This window comes from Streptomyces sp. NPDC005799 (genome assembly GCF_040630525.1).
Lineage (GTDB): Bacteria > Actinomycetota > Actinomycetes > Streptomycetales > Streptomycetaceae > Streptomyces > Streptomyces griseorubiginosus_B.
Genome location: NZ_JBEXXQ010000025.1, coordinates 96,438 through 122,412, shown reverse-complemented (window position 1 = coordinate 122,412; position 25,975 = coordinate 96,438). Strand labels below are relative to the sequence as shown.

General features: G+C 71.7%; 20 protein-coding genes. All 20 read right to left on the bottom strand.

Annotated elements, in window-relative coordinates; genetic code table 11:
- Positions 1-9 precede the first annotated feature (9 nt).
- From ABZ453_RS24740 to ABZ453_RS24645, 20 genes are read right to left on the bottom strand one after another with little or no spacing between them, the layout of a single operon-like run.
- Positions 10-1,353, bottom strand: a complete 1,344-nt coding sequence (locus tag ABZ453_RS24740; RefSeq protein ID WP_359017758.1) for a glutamate-1-semialdehyde 2,1-aminomutase — start codon at positions 1,351-1,353, stop codon at positions 10-12.
- 7 nt (positions 1,354-1,360) lie between these two features.
- Positions 1,361-1,912, bottom strand: coding sequence for a dTDP-4-dehydrorhamnose 3,5-epimerase (gene rfbC / locus ABZ453_RS24735; protein ID WP_359017756.1), 552 nt, complete (start codon positions 1,910-1,912; stop codon positions 1,361-1,363).
- The gene (locus ABZ453_RS24730) at positions 1,909-3,141 is read right to left on the bottom strand and encodes a polysaccharide pyruvyl transferase family protein (protein ID WP_359017754.1); all 1,233 of its coding nucleotides are present in this window, start codon (positions 3,139-3,141) and stop codon (positions 1,909-1,911) included. Before ABZ453_RS24730 ends, rfbC begins: the two co-directional genes overlap by 4 nt.
- Positions 3,138-4,085 carry a glycosyltransferase family 2 protein gene (locus ABZ453_RS24725; protein ID WP_359017752.1) on the bottom strand — a complete coding sequence of 316 codons (948 nt, stop codon included), beginning with the start codon at positions 4,083-4,085 and terminating at the stop codon, positions 3,138-3,140. Before ABZ453_RS24725 ends, ABZ453_RS24730 begins: the two co-directional genes overlap by 4 nt.
- On the bottom strand, positions 4,082-5,389 hold the full coding sequence (locus ABZ453_RS24720) for a hypothetical protein (protein WP_359017750.1): 1,308 nt from the start codon (positions 5,387-5,389) through the stop codon (positions 4,082-4,084). Before ABZ453_RS24720 ends, ABZ453_RS24725 begins: the two co-directional genes overlap by 4 nt.
- The gene (locus ABZ453_RS24715) at positions 5,386-6,639 is read right to left on the bottom strand and encodes a DUF4910 domain-containing protein (RefSeq protein WP_359017796.1); all 1,254 of its coding nucleotides are present in this window, start codon (positions 6,637-6,639) and stop codon (positions 5,386-5,388) included. Before ABZ453_RS24715 ends, ABZ453_RS24720 begins: the two co-directional genes overlap by 4 nt.
- Before the next feature lie 32 nt (positions 6,640-6,671).
- Positions 6,672-7,697: an SDR family oxidoreductase gene (locus ABZ453_RS24710; RefSeq protein ID WP_359017748.1), complete on the bottom strand. Its 1,026-nt coding sequence runs from the start codon at positions 7,695-7,697 to the stop codon at positions 6,672-6,674.
- A gap of 3 nt (positions 7,698-7,700) precedes the next feature.
- Entirely contained in the window at positions 7,701-8,348 is a 648-nt protein-coding gene (locus ABZ453_RS24705) for a PIG-L family deacetylase (RefSeq protein ID WP_359017746.1), read from the bottom strand.
- Positions 8,345-9,139: a glucose-1-phosphate cytidylyltransferase gene (locus ABZ453_RS24700; protein WP_359017744.1), complete on the bottom strand. Its 795-nt coding sequence runs from the start codon at positions 9,137-9,139 to the stop codon at positions 8,345-8,347. Before ABZ453_RS24700 ends, ABZ453_RS24705 begins: the two co-directional genes overlap by 4 nt.
- Positions 9,136-10,371, bottom strand: a complete 1,236-nt coding sequence (locus ABZ453_RS24695; protein ID WP_359017742.1) for a class I SAM-dependent methyltransferase — start codon at positions 10,369-10,371, stop codon at positions 9,136-9,138. The genes ABZ453_RS24700 and ABZ453_RS24695 overlap by 4 nt, the downstream gene beginning before the upstream one ends.
- Entirely contained in the window at positions 10,368-11,609 is a 1,242-nt protein-coding gene (locus ABZ453_RS24690; RefSeq protein WP_359017794.1) for a glycosyltransferase, read from the bottom strand. Before ABZ453_RS24690 ends, ABZ453_RS24695 begins: the two co-directional genes overlap by 4 nt.
- Before the next feature lie 2 nt (positions 11,610-11,611).
- A complete protein-coding gene (locus ABZ453_RS24685) occupies positions 11,612-12,844 on the bottom strand; it encodes an O-antigen ligase domain-containing protein (RefSeq protein WP_359017740.1) in 1,233 nt (410 codons plus the stop codon).
- 1 nt (position 12,845) lies between these two features.
- On the bottom strand, positions 12,846-14,387 hold the full coding sequence (locus ABZ453_RS24680) for a right-handed parallel beta-helix repeat-containing protein (RefSeq protein WP_359017738.1): 1,542 nt from the start codon (positions 14,385-14,387) through the stop codon (positions 12,846-12,848).
- Positions 14,384-16,339: an alginate lyase family protein gene (locus ABZ453_RS24675; protein WP_359017736.1), complete on the bottom strand. Its 1,956-nt coding sequence runs from the start codon at positions 16,337-16,339 to the stop codon at positions 14,384-14,386. Before ABZ453_RS24675 ends, ABZ453_RS24680 begins: the two co-directional genes overlap by 4 nt.
- A complete protein-coding gene (locus tag ABZ453_RS24670) occupies positions 16,336-18,543 on the bottom strand; it encodes a bi-domain-containing oxidoreductase (RefSeq protein ID WP_359017734.1) in 2,208 nt (735 codons plus the stop codon). The genes ABZ453_RS24675 and ABZ453_RS24670 overlap by 4 nt, the downstream gene beginning before the upstream one ends.
- Positions 18,544-18,560: 17 nt before the next feature.
- Positions 18,561-20,495: an asparagine synthase (glutamine-hydrolyzing) gene (asnB, locus tag ABZ453_RS24665; protein WP_359017732.1), complete on the bottom strand. Its 1,935-nt coding sequence runs from the start codon at positions 20,493-20,495 to the stop codon at positions 18,561-18,563.
- Positions 20,496-20,497: 2 nt separating this feature from the next.
- Positions 20,498-22,015: a Wzz/FepE/Etk N-terminal domain-containing protein gene (locus ABZ453_RS24660; RefSeq protein WP_359017730.1), complete on the bottom strand. Its 1,518-nt coding sequence runs from the start codon at positions 22,013-22,015 to the stop codon at positions 20,498-20,500.
- Complete coding sequence (locus ABZ453_RS24655) at positions 22,012-23,382, bottom strand: Wzz/FepE/Etk N-terminal domain-containing protein (RefSeq protein ID WP_359017728.1); 1,371 nt, start codon at positions 23,380-23,382, stop codon at positions 22,012-22,014. The genes ABZ453_RS24660 and ABZ453_RS24655 overlap by 4 nt, the downstream gene beginning before the upstream one ends.
- A complete protein-coding gene (locus ABZ453_RS24650; protein ID WP_359017726.1) occupies positions 23,379-24,644 on the bottom strand; it encodes a glycosyltransferase family 4 protein in 1,266 nt (421 codons plus the stop codon). The genes ABZ453_RS24655 and ABZ453_RS24650 overlap by 4 nt, the downstream gene beginning before the upstream one ends.
- Positions 24,634-25,950, bottom strand: a complete 1,317-nt coding sequence (locus ABZ453_RS24645) for a nucleotide sugar dehydrogenase (protein ID WP_356765057.1) — start codon at positions 25,948-25,950, stop codon at positions 24,634-24,636. Before ABZ453_RS24645 ends, ABZ453_RS24650 begins: the two co-directional genes overlap by 11 nt.
- Positions 25,951-25,975: the final 25 nt, after the last annotated feature.

The window sequence follows — 25,975 nt, the reverse complement described above, 5'->3', positions numbered from 1 at the left end:
CACCTCACCTCACGCGAGGCGGCGGAAGACGGGCTTCACCGGTCGTCCGCCCAGCCAGGGGCTCGGGTCGCCGGCGTCCAGTGCCTTGCGGTACACCGCACATGCCTGGGCCACCACGTCGACGGTGTGCTCGATGTCCTCGTCGCTGAGCGCGCTGCTCACCACGAACGACGGGGCCAGCACCCCGCCCGCGAGGAGCCGGCGCAGGAACAGGGTGCGGTACTCCTGCGACGGCCGGCCGTTCCCGTCGAGGGTGGCGAAGACCAGGTTGCTGGCCCGGCCCCGGACGACGACGTGCTCCTCGACGCCCATGCCGACCGTGGCCTCGCGGACACCCGCGGCCAGCCGCTCGCCGAGGGCGTGCAGCCGGTCGGTGACGCCCTCTTCGGCGTAGACGGTCTGCACGGCCATCGCGGCCGCCAGGGAGTGCGTCTCGGCGCCGTGCGTGGTGGACAGCAGGAAGACGCGCTCGCCGGAGTGACGCAGCCCGCCCCGCTCCATCAGCTCGCGGCGTCCGGCCAGCGCGGAGACGGCGAACCCGTTGCCCAGCGCCTTGCCGAAGGTGGAGAGGTCGGGGACGACGCCGTACAGGCCCTGGGCACCGGCCTCGGACCAGCGGAAGCCGGTGATCATCTCGTCGAAGACCAGGACACAGCCGTGCCGGTGGGCCAGCTCGCGCAGGCCGGCGAGGTACCCGGGCGGCGGCTCGGTGTGGGCGGCGGGTTCGAGGATCAGACAGGCGACCTCGCCCTCGTACCGGTTGAGCAGCTCCTCCGTGGCGGTGAGGTCGCCGTAGGGGAACGTCACGGTGAGTTCGTTGGTCTCGGCGGGAATGCCGGCGGACATCGGCGTGGTGCCGATGAACCAGTCGTCGACGGAGAAGAAGGGATGGTCGGCGCAGATGGCCACCCGGGGGCGTCCGGTGGCGGCGCGGGCGAGGCGGACCGCGGCGGTGGTGGCGTCGGAGCCGTTCTTCGCGAACTTCACCATCTCCGCGGTGGGCACCGTGGCCAGGAAGCGTTCCGCGGCCTCGAGCTCCACGACGGACGGCCGGACGAAGTTGCTGCCGCGGTCGATCTCACGCCGCACCGCCTCGACCACACGGGGGTGGGCGTGGCCGAGGCTGACCGAGCGCAGGCCGGAGCCGTACTCGACGTAGCGGTTGCCGTCGACGTCCCACACATGGGCACCGCGGCCGTGGCTGATGACCGGGGCCAGGTCCTCGGGGTACTGGTCGTCGCCCTTGGCATAGGTGTGCGCGCCGCCGGGGATCACGGCGTGCAGTCGCTCGTTGGCCGTCCGCGACCGGGGCAGTTCGAACTCGGCGGTCTGCTCGGTGTGTTCGGTGTCCAAGCCGGCTTCACCCTTCCATGTGCTTCAGGACCTCGGCGAGGCTCGGTGCCTCCCGGTCCCGTGGGGACGTCGACGTGACCGGCAGGGGCCAGGGAATGGCGAGTTCCGGGTCGTCGAAGGCGATCGTCACGTCCTCGGAGGGATCGTGCTCTCGGTCGATACGGTAAGAGGTGTCTGCGATTTCGGTAAGAGCCTGGAAGCCGTGAGCGCATCCCGCAGGGATGTAAACGGTCTTCTGCGTCTCACCGGACAGCTCGAAAAAGGCCCGGCCGAGGTACGTCGGCGAGTCGGGCCGCAGGTCCACGACGACATCGAAGATCTGCCCGTACGAGCACCGCACCAGCTTGGCCTCGCCGGCGCCGGATCGCAGGTGCAGGCCGCGCAGCACGCCCCGGACCGAGCGGGAGACGCTGTCCTGGACGAAGGCGTTCGGGTCGAGGCCCACCGAGCGGACCACCTCGGCGTCGAACGTGCGGCAGAAGAAGCCGCGTTCGTCGGCGTAGGGCGTCGGCTCGAACAGGTATGCCCCGGCGATCTCGGGGACTTCGGTCGCTCTCATGAGGCCTTCCGCAGGGCGTGGGCGCGGGTTCTTGCGGGGAACAGGGTCTTCGTCAGGGCGGTGAACTGCTCGGCGAGTTGCTGCGCGGTGACCCGGTTGCGGTCGGTGAGGGTCCGCCGTACCTCCGCCGCATGCTTCTCCAGGTCCCGGAACTGCTCGAGCAGCCGGTCGGCGTCGACCTCGCGCGCCGGGTGGCAGTACGTGCCGAGGCCCATCCGGTCCATGAGCGCGTTGCTCTTGGTCGCATAGCACAGGGCGAGCACGGGCGTTCCGGTCTTCAGCGCGCAGATCAGGTTGTGGTAGCGGGCGGCCACCACGGTGTCGGCGGCCGCCATCTCCTTCATCAGGTCGGCCAGGGAGGCGGGTTCGGCCGCGGTGACCAGCGGTGAGCCGACGGCGTCGAGGATCGCCGCGACCACCGACAGATCGCACTGGTCGCCGGTGAGGAGCCGGACCGGTCTGCCCTCCTCGACGAGTGCGCGGACGAACGTGATCGTCCCGTCGAGGTAGCGCCGGTATATCTCCTCGGACCGGGCGCGGTCGTCGTTGCCGCCGTGGAAGTCCATGACGCCGAGGCAGACCGGACCCGGCGTGCCGGTGGGCGCGCTCGATGGTGGTGCCGGCAGGGAGAACGCGAGGTCGGGGTAGACCTCGTCGCGCGAGGTGTCCACGCCCATCGCGCGCATCGCGTCGCGGGACTGCTCGTCCCGGTAGGACCGGTACGCGGCGAGCCGTGCCGACCAGCGCACCAGGGCCCGGGTCGGCCGGCTCTTGATCCCGGCGGCGCCGACGCTGACCAGTGCGACCCGGGTGCCCAGCAGCCGTCCGCTCGCGCAGAGCAGGAACAGCGAGTACGGGAAGCCCCACGGCCGCAGCGGCAGGGTGGCCTCCAGGACGCCCATGCCCGGCACGATGACCACGTCGTGCCGGCGCACCCAGGCGGCGGTGCGGTAGGCGTCGACGAGTTTGCCGAGTCCCTTCGACACGATCGCGCTCGCACGGGACGCGGTCCGGTACTCCGCGCGGTTCCAGTGCAGCCGCGTCGCGGGGATCCCGAACTTGGCGGTCACCGCCTCGGGTCCGCCGCACAGCGCGTCCACGCTCGCGTCCGGATGCTCGGTGCGGAGGTAGCCGAGTACGGCTTCCAGCGACCCGTCGTTGCCGAGGTTGCCGGAGCCGAGCAGGCCGAACACCCCCACGCGCACCGGGGTCTCGTCCGCGGATGTCATGCCCGCCTCCCCTCACGGCCGGCGACGAGGTCGTCCACGGAGACGGTCAGCTTGGCCGGGTCGACCGGGGCGCGGTCCTCGACCCGCTCACCGGCGCCCGGCCGGACCCGGCTGGTCATCCAGGCGGCCAGGTGGCGGTAGCACTCGCGCCGGTCGGCCGGGGACAGCGGCGCCCGGTGGACCGCCGAGACGAAGCCCCAGACGTACTCGGCGAGCAGCCGGGGCGTCGGGTGCAGCAGGCCCGCCCGGCGCGGGTCCAGGTTGACGCACCGGGAGCGCTTGGAGGGGTTGGCCCGCTCGGCGCGGGTGGGGTGGTCGCGGCGGAAGTACAGCAGTTCCGGAACCTGGTGGAAGCGCCCGTGCAGGGCGATCTCGGCGACGAAGGTGCGGTCCGCGTGGTGGTAGCTGTCCATGGGCTTCACCCGGCGCAGCGCGTCGGCCCGGATCACGCCGTAGAAGTCGTCGCCGCCGGGCTCGAACAGCATGCTGCGGAAGCGGTCCGGCGCGTGCGGTGAGCCGGTGTCGAGCGTGTACTCGTAGGGGACCTTCACCTGGCCGTCGCCGTCGATGACCGCCTGGTCGGCGTGGGCGAGGATCACGTCCGGCCGCTCGTCCAGCGCCTCGACGCAGGCCCGCAGCAGGTCCCGGGCGTAGAGGTCGTCGTGCGAGGCCCACTTGAACAGCTCACCGCGGCACTCGGTGAACACGTAGTTGTGGTTCGGGGTGGCGCCGACGTTCCTGGGCAGCCGGATGTAGCGGATGCGCGAGTCCTGCGCGACGTACTTGCGGCAGATCTCCTCGGTCCCGTCGGTCGAGGCGTTGTCGGAGATGACCAGCTCGAAGTCCTCGTAGGTCTGGCCGAGCAGCGCGTCGAGCGACTCGGCCAGGTACTCCTCGCCGTTGTAGACGGGCAGCCCGATGCTCAGTCTGGGGCGGTCGGTCATGAGGTCCTCACTTCGGGAACGGAGTCGTGACGGCGCTCGCGCAGGGCGGACCGCAGCTGCAGCCACCACACTGCCGAGCCGCTGACGGTCGCCGCGGCGACGCCCCAGGCCGAGCCGACCGTGCCGGCGAGGGCGGCCCCGCCGAGTCCGCCGCTGACGTAGCAGACGGAGGCGAACAGCTGGGAGCGCAGGCTGCGCCGGGCGGCGCCGAGGGCGCGCAGCCCGGCCGCCGCGCCGGTGCCGAGGCCCGCGCCCGCGACGCTGAAGGTGATCGGCACGATGAGATGCGAGGAGGAGTGCCAGACGCTGCCGAGCACCAGGTCGCCGAGCCTGTTCGGCAGCAGCAGCAACGAGCCGCCCCACAGCAGCGCGGCGACGGCCTGTCCGCCGCCCAACAGGAGACAGAACGTGCGCAGACGGTGCGGGGACTGCCGCAGCACCCGTGCCGCCTCCGGGACGGTGACCAGCGACAGTCCCATCAGTACGGCGAGGAAGGGGCCCATCAGCAGCTCGGCGCCCCGCACCGCGCCCACCGCGCCGACCCCGACGATCGCACCGAGCCCGTAGGCCCGCAGTTGGCTGGCGCCGCTGAGGCTGACGTTCTCGACCAGGTACCGGTAGCCGAGATCGCGCTGCTCGCGCAGCCACCCGCGTGCCTCGGTCATCCGGGGCCGGATGCCGGACTGGAGGCAGCCGTACGCGGCGGCCACCGCGGCGGACGCGCCCCAGGCCAGCACGAAGGCGCCCACGGTGTCCGCATGGGCCGCCGCCACCATCGCCGGGACGAGCGCCACGCACCACACGACGTCGTTGACGAAGGCCTTTTGCCCGTTGCCCGCGGCGAAGAACGCGAACCGCCAGGCGTCCTGCAGCAGCAGTCCCGGCAGCATGACGCCCAGGCAGGCGAAGGCGGTCCCCAGCCGGCCGCCGAGAGCCAGCCCGACCACCAGGGACAGCGCGCCGATGGAGGTACCGACGCCGAGCGCGGTACCGGTCGACCGGGCCACCGCCCCACGCCAGGACGCCTCCGGCACACCGCTGAAGCGCACGACGAGCGGGTCGGTGGACAGACCGCGCGAGACGTTCAGCACCACGCCGTAGGTCACCCAGGCGAGGCTGAACACGCCGAACGCGGTCACCCCCAGCGAGCGCGCCACGTAGATGCCCACCGCGAAGTTGCTGATGCTCGAGGCCGCCTGGTCGGCAAGGCCCCAGGACAGCCGGCCGACGAGGGCCCGCCTGGCGGACCCGGCGCGTGGCGCCACTGTCTGCGGATTCTCCCCCTCGACGGGCATCCACGTCATGTCTTGATCAGCCCTGCCTCGTGCAGGGCGCCGGCCGCGGCGGCGACGGTGTCGAACGGCAGCCCGGACCGCTCGGCGACGTCGAGCAGACCGTGCTCGCCGTCGGAGAGGCTGAGCACCCAGAGCATGGCCATCTGGGCCTGCTTGGTGTCGCTGCGCCCGCCGAGCGTGTCGTACAGCCCCCGCCGTCCCAACTGCGGTTCGCCGTAGGGGCTGAGGTTGAGGTAGCGCCGGTTGCGGTCCAGGACGGCGAACGCCTCACGGCAGACCGCGAGGGTGTCCGCCATCGCCTCCGGGGAGACGAAGTCCAGGTTGTCCGCCGAGGTGTGGTACTCGGGATAGCCCGCGTACGGGGTCCGGGTGAGCGAGCCGACGCCGAGGTTGAACCCGGGCGAGCAGTACTGCCGCTCGTCGTAGCCGTACGGGGTGAACTCCGTGACGCGGTGCGGCCGTTCGGAGGCGGTCAGTACGTACCGCAACGCCCGGTCGATCTCCGCGTCACCGCGCCTGCTCTGCTTGTACGTGAGCGAGCCCGGGTCACCGGCGCAGGCCAGCACCAGGCCGTGCTTGACCCGCTCGACCCGTTCGGCGTTGCGGGCCAGCCAGGTGATCGCGCCGATGGTGCCGGGCGCGAAGATGAACCGGTAGGTGTAGTACGGCGTTTCCCGCGCCAGCTCCCGCGCCAGGAACGTCGCCACCGCCACGCCGGCCATGTTGTCGTTGGCCAGCGCCGGATGGCAGACGTGACAGGAGACGATCACCTCGTCTGCGACCTGACCGGGCACCACGTGCTCGGCGTAGGTGAGATGGCCGTCGGCGAGCGTGGAGTCGATGCGCACCTCGTACTCGCCGTCCGGCATCGCGTCCAGGGTCTCCTGGGCCAGGCAGAACCCCCAGTCCGGCTTGTAGTAGCTGGTGCGGTACGGCACCCAGGACGGCTGGTCCGGCAGTGTGTGCAGATGCGCGCGCAGCTCCGACAGCGGCATGGTCCTCGCCACCGGCACGCTGTAGCCGAGCACGTGGAGGCTGGACGCGGCGAAGTCGACGACCCGGTTGCCGTCCGGGTCGGCTATGTAGGCGTCCCGGATGTTCCACTCCTGCGGCACCGTCCAGTCGAGCACCTGGGTTCCGGTCGGCACCTCGTGCACGTCGAGCGGGATGTACTCGCCGACGATGTCCAGGGTGGCGCGCACGCCGTCGCCGGTGATGCTCCGGCAGAGCGGGTACAGCCGCTCCACCAGGGCGTACATCTCCTCGCCGGCACCTCTTTCCACAGACGTGGTCACCGGCGCCACCGCAGGGTGTCGTCGACCGTGCCGGCGTCGGAGGCCGCGCGCAGCACGGCGAGGCGGGTGAAGCGCCGCTGGAAGGCCTCCTGGGTCAGACCGTGCGCGCGGTAGGCGTCGGCGAGTTCCAGCGCGCCCCGCTTCACCGTCCACTCGCAGTCGAAGCCGGGGATCGCGGCGCGGAACCGGGAGAAGTCCACCCGGTAGGAGCGCGGGTCGGCGCCGGTCTCGCCGGTGATCACCACCTCGGAGCCGGGCACCGCCTCGGCGACCTGCCCGGCGATCTCGGCGACGGTGACGTTGTTGGTCTCGCTGCCGATGTTGAACGCGCGGTCGTGCACCGCCTCGCGCGGCGCGGTCAGCGCGGCCGTGAAGGCCCGGGCGATGTCGGCGGCGTGCACCAGCGGGCGCCAGGGCGTGCCGTCGGACATCACCAGCACCTCGCCGGACAGCAGCGCGTGGCCGACCAGATTGTTCAGCACGATGTCGGCACGCAGCCGGGGCGAGAAGCCGAAGGCCGTGGCGTTGCGCATGTACACCGGGGTGAAGTCGTCGTCGGCGAGTTCGTGCAGGTCGTCCTCGACCCGCACCTTGGACTCCGCGTACGGCGTCACCGGCCGCAGGGGAGCGTCCTCGCCCACCAGGTCCTCGCCGCCGGCGGCACCGTAGACCGAGCAGGTCGACGCGTACAGGAAGCGCCGCACTCCCGCCTCACGGGCCAGTCGGGCCAGGTGGACGGAGGCGTGGTGGTTGATGTCGTAGGTCAGTTCCGGCGCCAGCGATCCCAGGGGATCGTTGGAGAGCGCGGCCAGGTGGATCACGGCGTCGACGCCGGCCACGTGCTCGGCCGTGACGTCGCGCAGGTCCACCCGGTGCCCCTGCGGGTCGGCGGGCTTCGGGCCCAGCACGCAGTCGGCGAACAGACCGGAGTCGAGGCCGACGACCTCGTGCCCGGCGGCGGCGAGGACAGGGGCCATGACGGTTCCCAGGTAGCCCTGGTGTCCGGTCAGCAGTACGCGCATGGTTCAACCCCCAAGGTTGAGCGTGAGTTTGGTGACGGCGAACGCTTCGGCGTATCGCTCGTGGCATTCGATGCCGCGGATCCGCGCGAGGCCGAGGAAGGCCTCCCGGTCGTACCAGGGCCGGTGCCGCTGCGAGGCGTAGTGCTCCTGCAGCAGCCGCACCTTCTCCTCGGCGATCTCCACGGACAGCGGCTGGTACGCCGCCATCCGGCCGAGGTCGCCGTCCCACTTGACGATCTCGTAGCCGAGGACCAGGTGGTCGCGGAAGGCGGTGGGGATCAGCTGCGCCAGACCGCGGTGGTCCTGGTGGGCGTCGTCGGTGCGCGGGGCCAGGATCAGGTCCGGGTCGGTCTGCTCGCGCAGTTCCTCGACGGCGGCCTTGGCCTCCTCCCAGTGCGCGGGCAGCCGGCCGTCCGGCAGCTTGTGCACGGTCAGCCTGAGGTCGGCGTCCGGGCAGAACGCGGCCAGGGCGGCCCGCTCCTCCTGCTCGCGCTCGCCGCCGCCGCCGGAGAGCACCAGCGCGTCTACGCGGATGCCCGGGCGCGCACGGCACAGCGTCAGCAGCGTGCCGCCGGCGCCGATGGCGATGTCGTCGCAGTGGGCGCCCACCGCGACGATCCGCTCCGGCCGCCCGGCCCCGAGCCCGATCACGCGCTCATCCCGGCGCTGTCCCGCTCCCACACGGCCCACGGGCGGTCGCCCCGGGCGTAGGCGGCGTCGAGCGCGGCGCGCTCCTTCACGGTGTCGGTCGGCTTCCAGAAGCCGCGGTGCTGGTGCGCCACCAGCCGGCCGCGCTTGGCCAGCTGGGAGCATCCGTCGGCGACCAGGTCACCGTTCTCCGGTATGTGGTCGAAGACCTCCTGACGGAGCACGAAATAGCCGCCGTTCTCCCACAGGGGCAGGTCGCTCACCGCGGTGATGCCCCCCACCAGGCCGTCCTCGCCGAGCTCCACGCAGTGGAACGAGGACTGCGGCGGCACCACCATCATCGACGCGCCGGCGTCGCGGGCGGCGAACCGGTCGATCATCTCGTCCAGCGGGGCGTCGGTGAGCACGTCTGCGTAGTTGGCGAGGAACATCTCGTCGCCGTCGAGGTGGTGGCGCACCCGGCGCAGCCGCTCGCCGATGGGCGACTCGATGCCGGTCTGCGCGAAGGTGATCGTCCAGTCCGAGATGTCGGTGGACAGCAGCTCCGTGTGCCCGCCGCGCAGCACGAAGTCGTTGGAGGCGGTCTCCTCGTAGTTGAGGAAGAACTTCTTGATGTGGTCCGCCCCGTACCCGAGGCACAGGATGAACTCGGTGTGCCCGAAGTGCGCGTAGTAGCGCATGACATGCCAGATCAGCGGTCTGGGACCGACCATCGCCATCGGCTTGGGCACGTCGTCGGAGGCACCGTTGCGCATCCGCATCCCGTAACCGCCGCAGAACAGAACGACCTTCATGACGTCACCTCGACAACGCTCAGTTCCGGGATGGGGAAGACCAGCCGGCCACCCCAGTCGTGGACGTAGGACAGCTGCTCGACCAGCTCGGCCCGCAGGTTCCAGGGGAGGACGAGCACGTAGTCCGGCTTGTCGACGGCTATCTGCTCGGGCGGCAGGATCGGGATGCGGGTGCCCGGGGTGAACCTGCCGTGCTTGTAGGGGTTGCGGTCGACCGTGTACGCGAGCAGGTCGGGCCGGATGCCGCAGTGGTTGAGCAGGGTGTTGCCCTTGCCCGGGGCGCCGTAGCCGACGACCGTCTCGCCGCGCTCGGCCGCCTCGATGAGGAACTTGAGCAGGTCCCGGCGCACCTTGGCCACGCGGTTGGAGAACTCGGTGTACCCCGACAGCTCCTGCAGCCCGGCCGCCTTCTCCCGGGCCAGCACGTCGGCCACCCGCTGCGTGGGCTCGCCGGCCACCTCGTCGGGCCGCGCCCACAGCCGGATGGAGCCGCCGTGCGTGGGCAGCAACTCGACGTCCACCAGCGTGAGTCCGCCGCTCGCCAGGGCCCGGATCGCGGAGGCGACCGTGTAGTACTGGAAGTGCTCGTGGTAGATCGTGTCGTACTGGTTCTCCTCGATCAGGGTCAGCAGGTGCTGCACCTCGATGGAGACCCAGCCGTCGTCGGCCACCAGGGCGCGCAGCCCCTGGGTGAAGCCGACCACGTCGGGGATGTGCGCGTACACGTTGTTGGCGACGACCAGGTTCGCCGGACCGTGCTCGGCGCGGACGGCCGCGCCGGTCTCCGGGCTCAGGAACTCCGTGAGCGTGGGCACACCCGACTCACGGGCCGTGGCGCCGACGTTCACCGAGGGCTCGATGCCCAGGCAGCGGATCCCACGGTCCACTACGTGCCTCAGCAGATATCCGTCGTTGCTCGCGACCTCGACGACGAAGGCGTCGTCGCCGAGTCCGAGGCGCTCCACGGCGCCCGCGACGAATTTGCGCGCGTGCTCCACCCAGGAGGTCGAGTACGAGGAGAAGTACGCGTACTCCTTGAACGTCTCCTCCGGCGTGATCAGGGGCGGGATCTGCGCGAGCCAGCAGTCGGTGCAGACCCGCAGATGCAGCGGGTAGGCCGGTTCGGGCTGGTCCAGTTGGTCCGCGGAGAGGAAGCTCTCACATGGTGGCGTCGCCCCGAGGTCGACGACGCTGGCCGTCGCCTCCGAGCCGCACAGTCGGCATCGTGTCATTGGCTGTTCCCATCCCCCCTGCTCGCGCGGATCTCCCCGCCGCGAGTCTGTGCTGACCGACCCGCGATCGCGGTGCGGTATTCCTCCAGCAGGCGCTCCAGCCCGACCGCCGGGCTGAAACCCTGTTCGTAACGGAGCCGGGCCGCGCGGCCCATCTCCGCGTCCAGCGCCGGTTCGGCCGTGATCCGGCGAATGCCGGACGCGAGCGAGGCGGACTCGCCCGGCTTGTGCAGCAGCCCCGTCACGCCGTCGTCGACGAGTTCGACGAAGGCGCCGTGACCGGCGGCGACGACCGGGACCCCGGCCGCCATCGCCTCGACGACCACCAGGCCGAACGCCTCCAACCACGTCGAGGGGGCCACCACGGCGACCGAGCGCGCGATGGCCTTCCGGCACTCCGCCGGGTCCAGCAGACCGACGCAGCGCACGTCGTCGCGGCCCGCCGCCCAGGCGGTCACCTCCGCCTCCAGCGGCCCGGTGCCGGCGATCACGAGCGGCACGCCCACACCGCCGTCCGCCGCGAGTTCGTCCCACGCGGCCATCAGCAGCCGTACGCCCTTGGCCTCCGCGAGCCGGCCCAGATAGAGCAGATGCTCCCCGGGGCCCGTCCGGCGTACGTCCGGGTCCGGCACGAAGTTGTGCTTCACCGCCAGCCGCTCGGCCGGCATGCCGGCCCGCACCAGGACCTCGCGCTGCGCCGCGGAGATGCAGAGGAAGCGCTCCACGCCGGTCCACCACCGGCGCCGGTTGACCGACAGGCTGAGCGCGAGCGGCACCGTCGCAAGCCGGGAGCCCCGATAGCAGCCGTGGCGGACGGCGGGCAGCGGTGTCGCCCCGACGCACTCGGTGCACGGCTTGCCGTCCCGCTGCAGAGTGCCGGGCGGGCAGATCTGGGTGTAGTTGTGCAGCGTGGCGACGGCGGGCACGCCCGCGTCGGCGCAGGCGGCGAGCACCGCGGGCGACAGCAGCGGGAAGACGTTGTGGACGTGGACGACGTCCGGGCGCTCGGCGCGCAGCCGGGAGGCCAGTTCGGTGCGGACCGCCGGGTTCCACGGCACCCGCACCGGCACCGCGACCTTGGAGAGAAGGGACATGGCGCCGATGTCGTCGCTGCGCCGCTCGAACACCTCGACCCGGTGGCCGGCCGCCCGCAGCAGCTCCACCTCCTGGTCGACGACCCTGTTCTCGCCGCTCGGCTGCGCCGAGGCGTAGCGGTTGTGCACCACGAGGACGTGCATGCTCACCTCACCTCCGTTCTCCGGTCCCGGCGCGGGACGGGTCCTCGGGTGACCTCCGGCAGCGCGAGGGACGGGGCCTCGGCCGGGGTCATCAACAGCGAGGCCGCCAGGGCCAGATGCAGCAGATAGGGCGAGGCGTCGCCCAGGCCGGCCTCGGTGTACGAGGCGAGCGCGCAGTAGCTGATCAGGAAGATCGCGCAGGCCCGCTGCAGCGACGGGGGCCGCAGCAGCGCGACGCCGCCCAGCACGACGAGGAACACCGCGACAAGGCCGACGCCGATCAGGCCCTGCTCGTTGTAGACGGCCAGCCAGCTGTCGTCGATCGGCAGTCCGCCGAAGGACTTGTCGCCCAGGCCCACGCCGAACAACTGCTCCCCGGTGGTCCGGGGGGCCGCCAGCAGGGCGTCCCAGACCTTGGCCCGGCCGGTGAGGCTGGAGAAGTTCTCCTTGCTCTGACCCCGCAGGAACCACGTCTGGAGCAGGGAGGCGAAGCCCACCGCGGCCACCGTGGCGATCACCACCGCCCAGCTGAAGAAGCGGCGGGCGGCGGTGCTGGTGAGCAGGAGTGAGCCGATCGCCAGCGCCAGCCCGACCAGCAGACCGAGCGTTGCGGTACGCGTGTGGGTCAGTCCGAGCAGGATCAGTGACGGCACGATGACCAGCGCCGCGCTCTTCCTGTCCGTCCGGCCGCCCATCAGGAGCAGTACGGTCAGCCCGATGATCACCGCCGCGTACTGGCCGATCTGCGGCGGGGTGAGCGGCCACAGCGCGCCGACCAGTCGCCCGCCGTAGAGGTCGGGCAGGGCCGCGCCCGGTGAGACGACCAGACCGGCGGCCACCGACGCGAGCACCGCGAAGTACATGCGGATGTGGTGCCGGACCAACGTCATGCCGTCGTCCCACCAGCGAGTGAGCAGCCACAGCGTGCCGACGAACAGAGTCAGCCGGAAGCACCGGAACAGCGCGCCGAAACCGGACTCCAGATGCGCGCTGGAGATCACGCTCGTCGCCAGCAGGAGGGTGAGCACGAACACGTACGCACTGGGCCTGATGCGTACCCGGGGGTTGACCAGGAGGGCCAGCACGAACGCGGCGACCAGCGCGCCCATGGTGACCATCTGGATGAGGGAGCGGGGCAGCGGGATGATGGTCTTCGCCCCGGCGGAGCCGAGGGTGTTGAGGATCAGCAGTCCCCAGACCGTCCCGATGATCTTCGGTGTGCGTTCCGTCTCCATCTCACCCACCGTCCTTGGCGCGGAAGGTGCTGCCCGCGTCCTGCCGGTACGGCGTGCCCTGCCACTGCCCGAGCTCGAGCACCCGGCTCGGGTCGTAGGCGACGAACGTCCACGGGCCGACGTAGACGTTGTCGTGCCAGCGGTTGTGCTGCTTGGTGGTGATGGCCTCGGCCACCGCCTCGCCCTTGTACGGCGACCAGTCGGGGTAGGTGCCGTAGTTGGACAGCACCGCCATGCGGTCGCACTTGTCCGTGCACTTGACGACGGACTTGTCCAGCACGAAGCGGTTGTTGTGGATGTTCACCCGCTGGGTCCTCCACCGGCAGTCGGAGTAGAGCGGGGCCTTGGCGATCGCCGGCTGGACGCAGCGCTTGGTGTTCTTCACCAGCAGCGTGCAGTCGCCGGAGGAGGTGTTGGCGGGGCTGTTGCAGAACCGGTCGGCGTTCTCCCACAGGGTGATCCCGGACCAGTTGTTCTCCAGCACGTTCCCGTAGATCTCGATCTGGTCGGTGCGGGCCTTGATCCGTGGTTCGCCGCCGGACTCCGACAGGTAGACGGTGGCGTACGGGAAGTTGTCGCCGCGGTCGGCCGCCGCACGGCCCTCGACCCAGTTGTTCCGCCGGATCGTGTTGTTGCGGATGATCGCGTTGTAGCTGATCTCGTAGATCAGCGCGGCACCGTCGTTGGCCTCGATCACGTTGTTCTCGATGAGGAAGTCGTTGTTGTTGGTGTCCGCCCACAACCCCGTTCCGCGGTTGTCGTGGACCCAGTTGCCCCGCACGTCGGCCCCGTCGACCGCCCAGAACTTGATGCCTCCGGTGCAGCCGCAGCCCTTTTGCCGCCGCTCCCAGTCGCCGGTGTTGTTGCCCACGATCTCGTTGCCCTCGACCACCAGGTCCGTGATACGGCCGGACCCCTTGTACGCGTTCATGCCGTACTGGCCGTTGTCGCGCAGGCAGTTGGCGCGAACCTGCTGGCGGGCACCGGCCATCAGCCCGGCGCCGGAGTTGTTCTGGATCGTCGAGTGCTCGATCACCCAGCCGTCGGCGGAGTCGTGGTTGACCACGCCCTCGTTCTGCGGGGGGACGAATCCCTGCACGGTCAGGTAGCCGATGGTGACGTCGCGGGCGGGACCGGAGAACGCGTACTGGTTCTTCTTCCGGCCGTCCAGCACCGCGCCCGGCGCGCCGAGGTAGCGGTCCCCGTCCTTGGGGACGACCTGGGCGTAGCGGTCCGGGTCGAGCCGGTGCCTGCCCGGCCGGAGCCAGAACGTGGTGTGCGGGGGACTGTTCTTGGTCTTCGCCGCCAGGTCGCCGACCACCGAGGGGTCGACCGTCACCGCTCCGGCCGGCGCCTTGGCCGGCCCGGTCCCGGGATGGGCGCAGACCCGTGCCACGGACTGGGACCGCGCCCCGGACGTGGTGGGCGCGGCGGTCGGCTTCTCACGCGTCGCGTGCTGCGTGCCGTCACAGCCGCTCACCAGCAGCAGGGCCAGCACCAGCGGTGCCACCGCCGGTGCCCAGGGCCGCGTCCTGATCCTCACGCGCCCCCCTGGCCGCGGAACCCGAGCACGGTGGTGAAGCCCTCCGTGCCGTCGGTGAAGCCGGAACCGACCAGGGTGGTGGCGGGTTCCTTGCGTCCGAAGCCGGCCGAGTACCAGCCCAGCACGGGATCCGTCTCACCGCGGTGCGCCTGCCAGGTCAGCTGCCCGGGCAGCTCGAGCACCGCGGAACGGTCCTCGCCGTCCTTGGTCCAGCTGAGCCGTGCCCGGTTCCCCTCCAGGTCCGCGGTGATCGCCGGGCCGAGGTGGAACGCCAGGCGTACGGCCCGGCGCGGGCCCTGGACCTCGTCGATCACCCGCAACTCCCGGCGCGCGGCCGTCAGTTCCACCCGGCGGCGGTGCAGGGAGCCCTCGTAGCCGTCGTGCTCGGCGGACCAGGCGGCCGTGTCCTCGCCGGAGGTGTCCACGCTCAGGACCCGGGTCTCGGCGTGCCGGGTCCACAGGAACGGTCCGCCGGAGACGGACTGGTCGGCGCCGTCCAGCTGCAGGGTGTTGTGGCCGAGGGTGGAGCGGAAGTACTGCCGCCACTCGGGCTGCCCGTGGTAGCAGTACGTCCCCGGGTCGGCGAGCACGTCGACACCGTCGTGCCGGACCTCCACGGACAGCGCGTCGGCGTGGGCGTGCGCGGCGATGGAGAGGAAGCCGTGCGGACCACCGTCGCAGCGGCACCAGATCTCCTCCGGTCCGCGCAGGATCGTCATGCCGGCGTCCGCGAAGTGCGCCGGCCGCTCCGCCGGGCGGCCCGCCGACGGTTCCGCCGGCTTGACGAGCGCGGCCAGCAGCGGGGTGCGGACGTCCGCGCCGGTCACCGTCGGCCACCACGGGAGGCGGCCGAACACGGCTTCGCCGGTGGCCAGCAGCGAGCCCCAGCGGTCCGTGCCCGCGCCGTCCACGACCAGGCCGTACCCGTCGTCGGCGTCGCCCTGACGCGGCGGCCGGAGCCGGTTGTCCACCATGGCGGCGAGCGCGTCCGTCATGCGCAGCAGCACCAGGCGGACCGACGCGGGGACCGGTACGCCGGCGGCGTCCGCCTCCGCCACGGCGGCCAGGCCGAGTTCGAGGACGAGTCCGTGGTACTCGGTGGCCAGCTCCCGGTTGATGCCGGAGAGGTAGGTGTTGCCGCGCAGGTGCCGGTCCAGCGACCGCAGCGCGTCGGCCCGCCACCGTGCCGACTCGGGGAACCAGTCGAAGGCGCAGGCGGCGGCGAACTGTCCGGCGGCCTCGGCGATGACATGGTTGTTCGCCGAGGACCCCCGGCTGGGGAAGGCGGCCAGCCAGCGCTGGTGGTGCCAGATCTGTCGCACCGCCACCGGGTTGTCCTCGAACAGCACGGCCGCGCCGGACCAGCCGTCCAGCAGCCGGCGGATCCACACCCAGGACAGCAGCCGGATGCCCAGCTCGATGCCGCTGATCCAGTGGACGCCCCGCAGCGGCGGGTTGACCTCCCACCAGGACCGCAGGTGCGCGGCCACCCGCTCGGCGTAGCGCTCGTCCCCGGTGACCGCGTAGGCGGCGGCGAGCTGGGTGAGGTACTGGTGCCGGGACGGCTCCCAGATCTGCTTGATGTCCCCGACCGCGTCCTCGCTGCGATACGGCACGTCGAAGGCGTAGCCCGCGGGGGCCCGGCGCCCGGTCTTGGGGTCGAACCACCAGTCCGGGTCGGTCAGGTCGTCGCGGACCACGCCGAAGAACTCGGCGTGCCCGTCCATGAGCCGGTCGGCGTCCGCGACGAGACGCTTCACGGCGTCGGGAGGCAGAGCGGCGATCGTCCCGGCCGGAAGGACCGCGGTGAAGCGCCCGCCGGTGACGCCCGGGCCCTCGGGCGGCGCTCCACGCCACCGCCGTCGGCGCACCGCGTCGCCCACCCGGCCCGCGACCTCCTGCGGTCCCATCCGGGACAGCCGCCGCAGGTACCAGCCCGCGCTCATGGTCACAGCGCCCTCGCCAGCGTCACCGGGGCGCCGCTCGCCAGAGCGGTCTGCACCGCGAGGGTGGCCGCCGTGGTGGCGACCAGCGACCCGAGCGGCACCGGCATCGGGCCGCCGGTGCGCACGGCCTTGACGAACGCGGCCAGTTCGGCGTTCTGGCCCTTGTCCCGGGCCTTGGGCAGCCGCGAACTGACCCACCGCTTCTGCCCGGCCGTGCTTTTGTCGAAATACACAGAGGCACGCACGAAGTCGTCGAGCCGCAGCGCCCGCCCGTCGGCGATCAGGTCCAGCGTCTCCTTCGGGAAGGCCGACGGGCCGGAGGTGACATAGCTGATGGTGGCGGTGGACCCGTCCGGGTAGCGCAGCACGATCTGCAGGTCCTCGTTGCCGGACGGGGCGGTCGCGTACACGGACACCGGGTCGGCGTCGAGCAGCCAGCTCGCCGTGTCGACGAAGTGCCCGCCCTCGCCCACGAACCGCGAGCCCTCGGAGCTCTGCTGGAGGTACCAGCTGCCGTGGTCGAGGCGTCCGGCGTTGACCAGGTAGCGGAGGTTGGCAGGGCCGGTCCGGGCGCCGAAGCGCTCCCTGGCCTCGTGCAGCAGCGGCGAAAACCGGCGGTTGAAGCCCACCTGCAGCCGGTCGTTGCCGGACTCCTCCACCGCCGCGAGCACACCGGCCAGCTCGTCCTCGCTGAGGGCGAGGGGCTTCTCCACGAACACGGTCTTGCCGGCGAGGAGTGCCTTGCGGGTCAGTTCGGCGTGCGAGCTGTGCCGGGTGACCACGAACACCGCGTCGACGGACTTGTCGTCGAGCACCGCGTCGAGGTCGGTGGTCGCCTCGGCGAAGCCGAACTTCCGCTGCGCGTTGGCCGCGGACAGCGCCGTCGTGGTGACGACCGTCGACAATTCCACGCCCTCGCGCTGCGCCAGATGCGGCAGCAGCATCGACGTCGCGTAGTTGCCCGCGCCGATGAACGCGAGCCGCACGGGCGACTTGGCGAGCCGGGCCGGACTGGGCTGCACCTTCACCGCGGGCACTGCCACCGACACGGCCGCCGGCTGAGCCTCTTCCTCCGCCTCCGCCGTGAGTTCGGGGTAGCGGAACAGCACGGCCACGGCCTTGAGTTCGCCGTCCTTCAGGCGCCGGTAGGTCTCGACGGCGTCGTCGAAGTCGGCGATGTGGGAGATCAGGGGCTCCACGTCGACGCGGCCGCGGGCGAGGAGGTCGAGGAAGCAGGCCAGGTTGCGGCGCTCGGTCCAGCGCACGTAGCCGATCGGGTAGTCGCGCCCCTCCAGCTCGTACGACGGGTCGTAGCGCCCGGGTCCGTACGAGCGCGAGAACCGGACGTCGAGTTCCTTCTCGTAGTACGCGTTCCACGGCAGGTCCAGGCGGCACTTGCCGATGTCGATCACCCGGCCGCGGTCCCGGCAGAGCTTGGCGGCCAGCTCCACGGGCTGGTTGCTGCCGCCGCCCGCGGCCAGGTACACCTGGTCCACGCCGTGACCGTCGGTGAGTTCGGCGACGGCGTTCTCCACGGCCGTGGACGCCGGGTCGCCGCAGGCCGCCGCGCCCAGGCGCTCGGCGAGTTCGCAGCGCGACGGGTCGGGATCGGCGCCGACGACGCGGACCCCCGCGGCGGTGAGCAGCTGCACCACCAGCTGCCCGATCAGCCCGAGACCGATGACCAGCGCCACCTCGCCGAGCTGGGGCTCGCCCTGGCGGACGCCCTGCAGGGCGATCGACCCCACGGTGCCGAAGGCCGCGTGCCGCGGCGCGAGGCCGTCGGGGACGGGGGAGTAGAGGTTCTTCGGCACCCAGTTCAGCTCGGCGTGCAGCGCGTGCTCGTTGCCCGCGCAGGCCACGAGGTCGCCGACCTTCACGTCGTCGATGCCGGCGCCGACCTGCTCGACGACCCCGCACAGCGAGTAGCCCAGCGGTGTGTAGGAGTCCAGCTTGCCCATCACCTTGCGGTACGTGGCGGGCACGCCGTTGGTGGCCACGCTCTGCATGACCTTGGCCACCTGGTCGGGGCGGGAGCGGGCCTTGCCCAGCATCGACATGCCGGCCTCGGAGACCTTCATCAGCTCGGTGCCCGTGGAGATCAGCGAGAAGGCGCTGCGGACCAGCACACCGCCCGGCTTGCAGCCCGGCACCGGCACGTCGAGCACCGCCAGCTCGCCGCTCTTGTAGTTCTGTACAACCTGTTTCACCGGAACTCCCCTGATTCCTAAGCCGTTTGCCGAGTGCTCTGGCCGGACCCAGAGGTCGCGTCGCGATACCAGTACTCGAGGGTCAGCACATGCCACAGATGCTTGGAGAAGTCCTGCTGCCCGGCGGCGTCCTCGGCGACCATCCGCTGCAGCGCGTCGCGGCGCAGGAAACCGGAGCGGACGAGCTCGCCGTCGTTGACCACCTCGCGCACCAGCGGCGCCAGATCCCGGCTCATCCAGGCGCGCAGCGGGGCGCTGAACAGGCCCTTGGGCCGGTAGACGATCTCCCGGGGCAGGATCGAGGTGGCCGCCTCCTTCAGGACCGCCTTGCCCTGCCGTCCGACGATCTTGCGGTCGCCGGGCACGGTGAACGCCGCCTTGACGACCTCGACGTCCACGTACGGAACCCGCACCTCGGTCGACGCGGCCATGCTGGAGCGGTCCGTGTACGTGAGGTTCAGGCCCGGCAGGAACATCCGGCCGTCGGCCAGGCACATCCGGTTGACGAAGTCGTCGAGCTCGTTGTCCGCGTAGACGTCCGCGTGTTCGGTCAGCACGTCATCGACCGTCCCGGCGAGGTCCGGATCGATCAGGGCGAGCAGCTCGTCCTGGTCGTACATGGTGTAGCTGCGCCGGAACGCGGTCTCCTCCGGCAGATCGGCGAAGGACAGGAACCGCTTGGCGAAGCGCACCGACCTCAGGCCCCGGCGGGAGGTGGCGACCGGCAGCCGGTTCACGGCCGCGGAGGCACCGCGCCGAAGCGGCCGCGGGACGCGCTGGTAGCGCAGGGCGAGCAGGTTGGCCAGGTGCTTGCGGTACCCGGCGAACAGTTCGTCGGCGCCCATCCCGGAGAGCATCACCTTGACCCCGGCCTCCCGGGCGGCCGTGCAGATCAGGAAGGTGTTGATCGCGGCGGGGTCGCCGATCGGCTCGTCCAGGTGGTACGTCATCTGCGGCAGCAGGTCGAGCACGTTCGGGGCGATCTCGATCTCGTGCAGGTCGACGCCGAACCGCTCGGCCACCTGCCGGGCGTAGCGCAGGTCGTCCGGCATCGCCTCGAACCTGGCGTCCTCGGCGCGGAACCCGATCGTGTAGGCGGAGATCCCCGGCTGGTGGCGGGCCGCCAGCGCGGTCAGATAGCTGGAGTCGAGGCCCCCGGACAGGAAGGTCGCGACGGGCACGTCGGAGAGCAGGTGGCGCCGGGTCGACTCCTCGACGACGGCGGCCAGGTCCGGCCGCTCGCCGGCCAGAGCCCGCTCCCGGCCCTCGGTGGCGACGTCCTTCAGGTTCCAGAACCGGCCCCGCTCGATGCTGCCGTCGGGCCGGCACTTCAGCCAGGTTCCCGGCGGCAGCTTCTCCGCCTCACGGAACGCGCAGCGGGAGTCGGGCACCCAGTAGTACAGCAGCGAGGCCACCAGCGCCGCGTGGTCGACCTCCAGCGATCCGCCGGTCGCGCCGGCGAGCGCCTTGAGCTCGGAGGCGAACGCCAGACCCGCGCCGCGCCGGAGCAGGAACAGCGGCTTGATGCCGAGCTGGTCGCGGACGAGCACCAGCTCGCCGGTCCGCTCGTCGAAGACGCCGAACGCGAACATGCCGCGCAGCCGGGGCAGACAGTCCGTGCCCCAGCGCCGCCACGCCTCCAGGAGCACCTCGGTGTCGGAGGTGCCGCGGAAGCGCACCCCGGCGGCCTCGAGTTCTGCGCGCAGCTCGGGCGCGTTGTACAGCTCTCCGTTGTACGTCAGGGCGAGACCGCCCGAGACCATCGGCTGGGCGCCGGTCTCGGACAGGTCGATGATGGACAGCCGGCGGTGCCCGAGCTGCACTTCGCCGTCACCGGCAGGGTGGCCGTAGCGGCCGGCCCCGTCCGGGCCGCGGTGGGCGAGGGTCTCGGTGAGCCGGTCGGTGACGATCTTCCCGTCCGGCCACCGGTACGTGCCTGCGATGCCACACATGCCTACCGCGCCTCCTGCTCGCTGTCCGGGACCCGTGCGGCCCACATCGGCTGGCGGTCCGGCCGGTGCCGGCCGATCCCGTTCTGCCGGGCGGACCGGTCGTTCTGACCGCGCAGGGCGGTGTGCAGTCCGTCCCAGAGCGTGCCGTCGGTCCGGTCGCGCGGATCGGGGTCGATCAGCACCACGCCGATCACCGCGATGCGCTGGTCGGCGAGCTGCCGCGCCACGGTGTGCAGCCAGGCGGCGTTTCCGTGCCCGGCCCGCACGACCAGCACGGTCTGCGTGCCGAGGTACTGCAGGTCGGTCCACGCCGTGCCGGGCGCCACCGAGCCGACGCCGAGCGCGCGCTCCTCGGGCGGCCGGGTCCCGGCACGCTCGCCGGTGACGACGGTCGGGTCTCCTGGCTTCTGCCGGCGGCCGGAGAGCTGGGAGCCGGGCAGACCGTCGATGAGGACGACCGGCCCGTCCGCCGCCAGTGACCTGGCGAGGTCGAGGGCGAGCCCGACCGTGGAGCGCGCACTGCCCAGTTCCAGCAGCGACACCCCTTCCTCGGAGCCGCGCACGGTGCGCGCCAGGGTCCCGGTGAGGCGTTCGCGTGCCGCCCGGTTCCGTCGGCGGCGCCACAGCCTGGGCGACCGGGCCGGCAGCTCCGCGATGACGGAGGCGCCGAGGTTCGCCGCGATGTCCCGACGCAGCACGGGGCGGTCCGCCACCACCACGCCGACCGCGGACACCGCGAGCCCGAGGACGAGACCGAGGACGAGCCCGATCGCGGCGTCGGTGGCGGCGGCCTTGGGCAGAGAGCGCCGCACGGCGTGCGGGGCGTCCACGATCTGTGTGCCGGCGATGAGCTGCGGCGTGCCGACGCTCGCCTCCGCGGCCCGCTCGCCGAAATCGGTGATCTTCGAGGTGAGGTCGGCGCGGCGGGCGAAGAGCGACTCCAGGTCCGCCGACTTGGTGCCGGTCGTCGTGGATCCGTCCCCGATCGCCTTGTTGACCTGGGCGAGTTCGTCCCGCAGCCGGTCCCGCTGGCTGAGCAGGGCCTTGGCCTCGGCGTTCGAGGTCGCCTGGATCCGCCGCACATGGTCCGCGACGAACGCGTCGGCCAGCGCCTTGGCGCGGGCCTTGGCGTCCGTGTCGTCGGCACCCGTCACGGTGATCTGCAGCAGGTTGTTGGTCAGACCGGCGCCGCTGTAGTCCTTCATGAAGGCCTCCGGAGTCTCCGGGGACTTCAGGGCCTTCAGGGCGGCATCGGCGATCCGTGTGGTCTGCAGCAGCGCCACGTCGGTACGGATCAGGGTTCCGGGGTCGTTCGGCTGGTCCTCCTCGTGCGCGACCAGCACCTTGGTCACCGCGCTCGGGGGCGGCGGCATCAGGACGGCCACCGCGGCCCCGAGCACCAGGCCGAGCAGGGCCATGGCGCTCCACAGGCGCCGGCGCCTGCGCACCGCCACCACCAGGGACTGCAGATCGAGGAGCGGGGCGGCGGCCGTCGACTCCGACGGCGTGTTCGTCGTCACGCTGAACCTCCCGTTCCGTGGCCGGGCACCGCGAGCGTCAGGGTGGCGTCGTCCGGGAGCTGGCTCCCCGAGCGCGTGGGACGGGCCAGGACCAGGCCGGCGACGACGATGCCCACGACCTCGTGCCGGGCGTCCGCGCACGCTTCTGCGATGCCGGCGAGTTCCTCCGCGGTCCAGCTGCCGGCGCTGAGGACGACCAGGGCACCGGACTCGGCATCGCGGTCCGGCACGGTCGGCCGGTCCACCGATACCTCCACCACGCGCAGTTGCAGACCGTTCTTGGCCTCGGCGGCGAGCTGCCCCGCGGCCCGGCGGGCGGTCTCGTCGCCGTCCGGCACGAGGACCAGCACCTTCTGGGCTCCCGGCAGACGCTCCTTCAGACGGGCGCCCACCCGCCGGTAGCGGAGCCGGCCGGCGGCCTGGTCGCCGGACTTCTGCGGGGCGGGCATGTCCCACCGCGCGTCCATGCCGAGGACGCGGCGGACGCGGGCGCGTGCGCCCCCGCCCTCCGGCCGGTGCGCCGGCTGTTCCGTGGGCACGTCGACGGTGCCGAGGAGCGTCGAGCCCAGCGCCGCGGCGATCTCCGGTTCGGTGCGCAGCCGGCGGTTCATCCGTACCGCGACGAGATGACCGATGAGGGCGATCAGGAAGAACAGCAGCGCCCCACCGGCGATGAGCTGCACCCGCGTGGGCGGCGCCTCACCGGTCGGGAGGGGGGCCGCGCCCATGACGACCATGCCCGCCTTGTTGTTCGACGGGTTGGCCTGGTCGAGCTTCTGCATGGCCTCCTCCAGGGAGGTGCGCAGCTGCTCGAGCTCGGTGCGGGCCTGCACGCTCTCCACCGTCTGTCCCGGGTCGGCCGCCTTGGCCAGTTCGGTGATGCGGCGGTTGGTCTCCGCGACCTGCTTGCGCAGGGCAGCGGTCCCCGAGGCCGTCGTCGAATCGGTGCTGCCGCCCGCGACCCCGTCGGCGAAGGCGACGAACTGCCGGGCCACCTGGTCGGAGAGACGCTGCGCGCGCTCCGGGGTGTCGGACGTGCCGGAGATCTTGATGATGTTCCCGTCGGCCGCCTTGGCGGTCACCCGGTCCTGCAGCGTCCTGCCGCTGACACCGGACCAGTGCAGAGCGGCGGCGGTGCGGTCGAGCACCGCAGAACTGGTGGCGATGTCCACCTGGGTCAGCAGCTCGCGCTCCTCCCACTGCCCCGGCAGCAGGACCGGTGCCGACGCCGTGTACCGCGGCGGGAACACCACCAGGGAGGTGCCGTAGCCGATGAGTGCGCCCACCACGGCGAAGGCGGCGAGAAGCCGCCAACGCCGGCGGAGTATCCGCCAGATCGTGACTAGGCGGATCGTGTCTTCGTTCAACGCCGCTGCCTCTTCCTTGTGCGGACCGGGTCGCCCGCCGACTGGGGGGTTCGATCGCGGCTCGCGGCGGCGTAGGCGGCGAGAAGCGAAGCTTGCGAGTTGCGCCACGACAGCGGACCGCTGATCCGCTCCTGGCCGATGCCGCCCATCCGGGCCCGCTTCTCCGGGTCGTCCAGCAACACCGTGATCAGCTTGGCGAACTGGGCCTCGTCGTTGGCGGGCGCGTAGACGGCGGCGTCACCGGCGGACACGCGCGCCTCCTTCAGGTCGAAGGAGACGATCGCCCGGCCCATCGCCATGTACTCCAGGACCTTGTTCATGGTCGACACGTCGTTGAGCGGATTGCGCGGATCGGGGGAGAGGCACACGTCCGCGGTGGACAGGTAGCGCACCAGGTCGGCGTCCGGAATGCGTCCGGTGAACTGCACCTGCTCGGTCAGGCCGAGCTCCCGGGACAGCTCCACCATCGCGTCGAAGGCGTCGCCGGAGCCGACGAACACCGCGTGCCAGTCGGTCCGCCCGAACTCGTCGCGCAGCTTCGCGAGGGCGCGCAGGGCGTAGTCGACTCCGTCCTGCGGGCCCATCACGCCGAGGTAGCACAGCAGATGGGGCTTGCCGCGCTTCAACTCCGGCTCGGGCGCGACCGGTTGGAACCGCTCGATCTGGGGCGCGCTGCGCACCACGAAGACGTCCTCCGGGCGCTTGCCGCCACGGCGCATCGCGACGTCCCGGTAGCTCTCGTTGGTGGCCAGCACGATGTCCGCGGTCCGGTAGGTCCGCCGCTCCAGCGCGCACACCGCGCGGTAGAGCAGGTCCTCGCCGCGGTCGAACCGGGAGAGGTACAGCTCGGGCACCAGGTCGTGCTGGTCGAAGACGAACCGCGCACCGCGCCGCTTCAGCCACAGCGCGGGCAGGAAGAGCAGGTCGGGCGGGTTGCAGGCGTGGACGACGTCGACCGGGCCCACCTTGCGGGCGAGCCGGGCCGTGTGCCACAGCGCCGATCCGTACTCCCGCAGATAGCCGGCCGGTCCTCCGGTGGCCGCGCGCAACGGGTAGCGGTGGATCCGCACCCCGTCGATCTCGGCCTCGGCCTCGGTGTCGCGTTTGCTGCCCTGCGGGCAGATGACGTGCACCTCCCAGCCGGCGTCGCGCAGCGTCGTGCACTCCTGCCACACCCGCCGGTCGAACGGCACCGACAGGTTCTCCACCAGGATCAGCGCGCGCGGGCTCGGCCCGTCACCGCCGACTGCGTTACCAAGCAAGGCCCATGTATCCCGGTTCGGTCCGGCGCACGTCGGCGTCGGGAAGGCGGACGAGGTCGACGATCAGCGGGCCGTCGCCGTGGGGGAGTGCCGACAGCACGGCCGGGTCCTTGGTCCCGACGAGGCACACCTCGGCGTGTTCGAGGACGTCGTCGACGGAGTCGGCGAGCAGCTGCGCGAGGTGCGGCAGCCGGGTCTCGATGTACTCGCGGTTGGCGCCGATCAGCCGGGACAGGCTCACGTTGGCGTCGTGGATCCGCAGGTCGTAGCCCTTGCCGTGGAGCCTCTCGGCCAGCTCGACGAGCGGGCTCTCACGGAGGTCGTCGGTGCCGGGCTTGAAGGACAGCCCGAACAGGCCCACCCGGCGCTTGCCGGTGCGCTCGACCATGTCGACCGCGCGCTGCAGATGATCGGAGTTGGAGGGCAGCACATGGGAGAGGATCGGCACCGACACGTCGGCCCGCTGCGCCGCGTACACCAGGCTGCGCAGATCCTTGGGCAGGCAGGAGCCGCCGAAGGCGAAGCCGGGGCGCAGGTAGGCGGGGCTGATGTTCAGCTTGCGGTCGGCCAGGAACACGTCCATCACCTGGTGCGAGTCGACCCCGAGCGCCTGGCACACCGCGCCCAGTTCGTTCGCGAAGCCGATCTTGAGGCCGTGGAAGGCGTTGTCCGCGTACTTGATCGCCTCGGCCGTCGGGACCGGCACCCGGAACACCTCGCCGGGCAGGCCCTCGTACAGCGCCAGCACGGCGTCACCGCTCGCCGTGTCGAGCTCGCCGATGACGGTCTTGGGCGGGTCGAAGAAGTCCCGCACGCTCGTGCCCTCGCGCAGGAACTCGGGGTTGACCGCGACCCCGACGTCCACCCCGGCCGTGCCGCCGACGTACTTCTCCAGGATCGGCACCAGCAGGTTGAGGCAGGTGCCCGGGAGCATGGTGCTGCGGAAGACGACGGTGTGCCGCCCGCCCCGCTCGGCCAGCGCCGCACCGATCTGCTCGGTGACCCGCTCCAAGTACGTGGTGCACAGGCTGCCGTTGGGCTCCGACGGCGTACCCACACAGACCAGCGATATCTCGCTGTCCATGATCGCCTCGCGGACGTCCGTGGTGGCGCGCAGCGCGCCGGTCCGTACGACCTCGGCGGTCAGTTCGCCGATCCGCTCCTCGACCACCGGGGCCTTGCCGTCGTTGACCAGGTCCACCTTCACCTGGCTCACGTCCACCCCGACGACCTCGTGCCCCATGCTGGCCAGGCACGCGGCCGACACGCAGCCCACGTAGCCGAGCCCGAAAACGCTGACCTTCATGACCCGTTCCTCCCCCCAGGCAGGC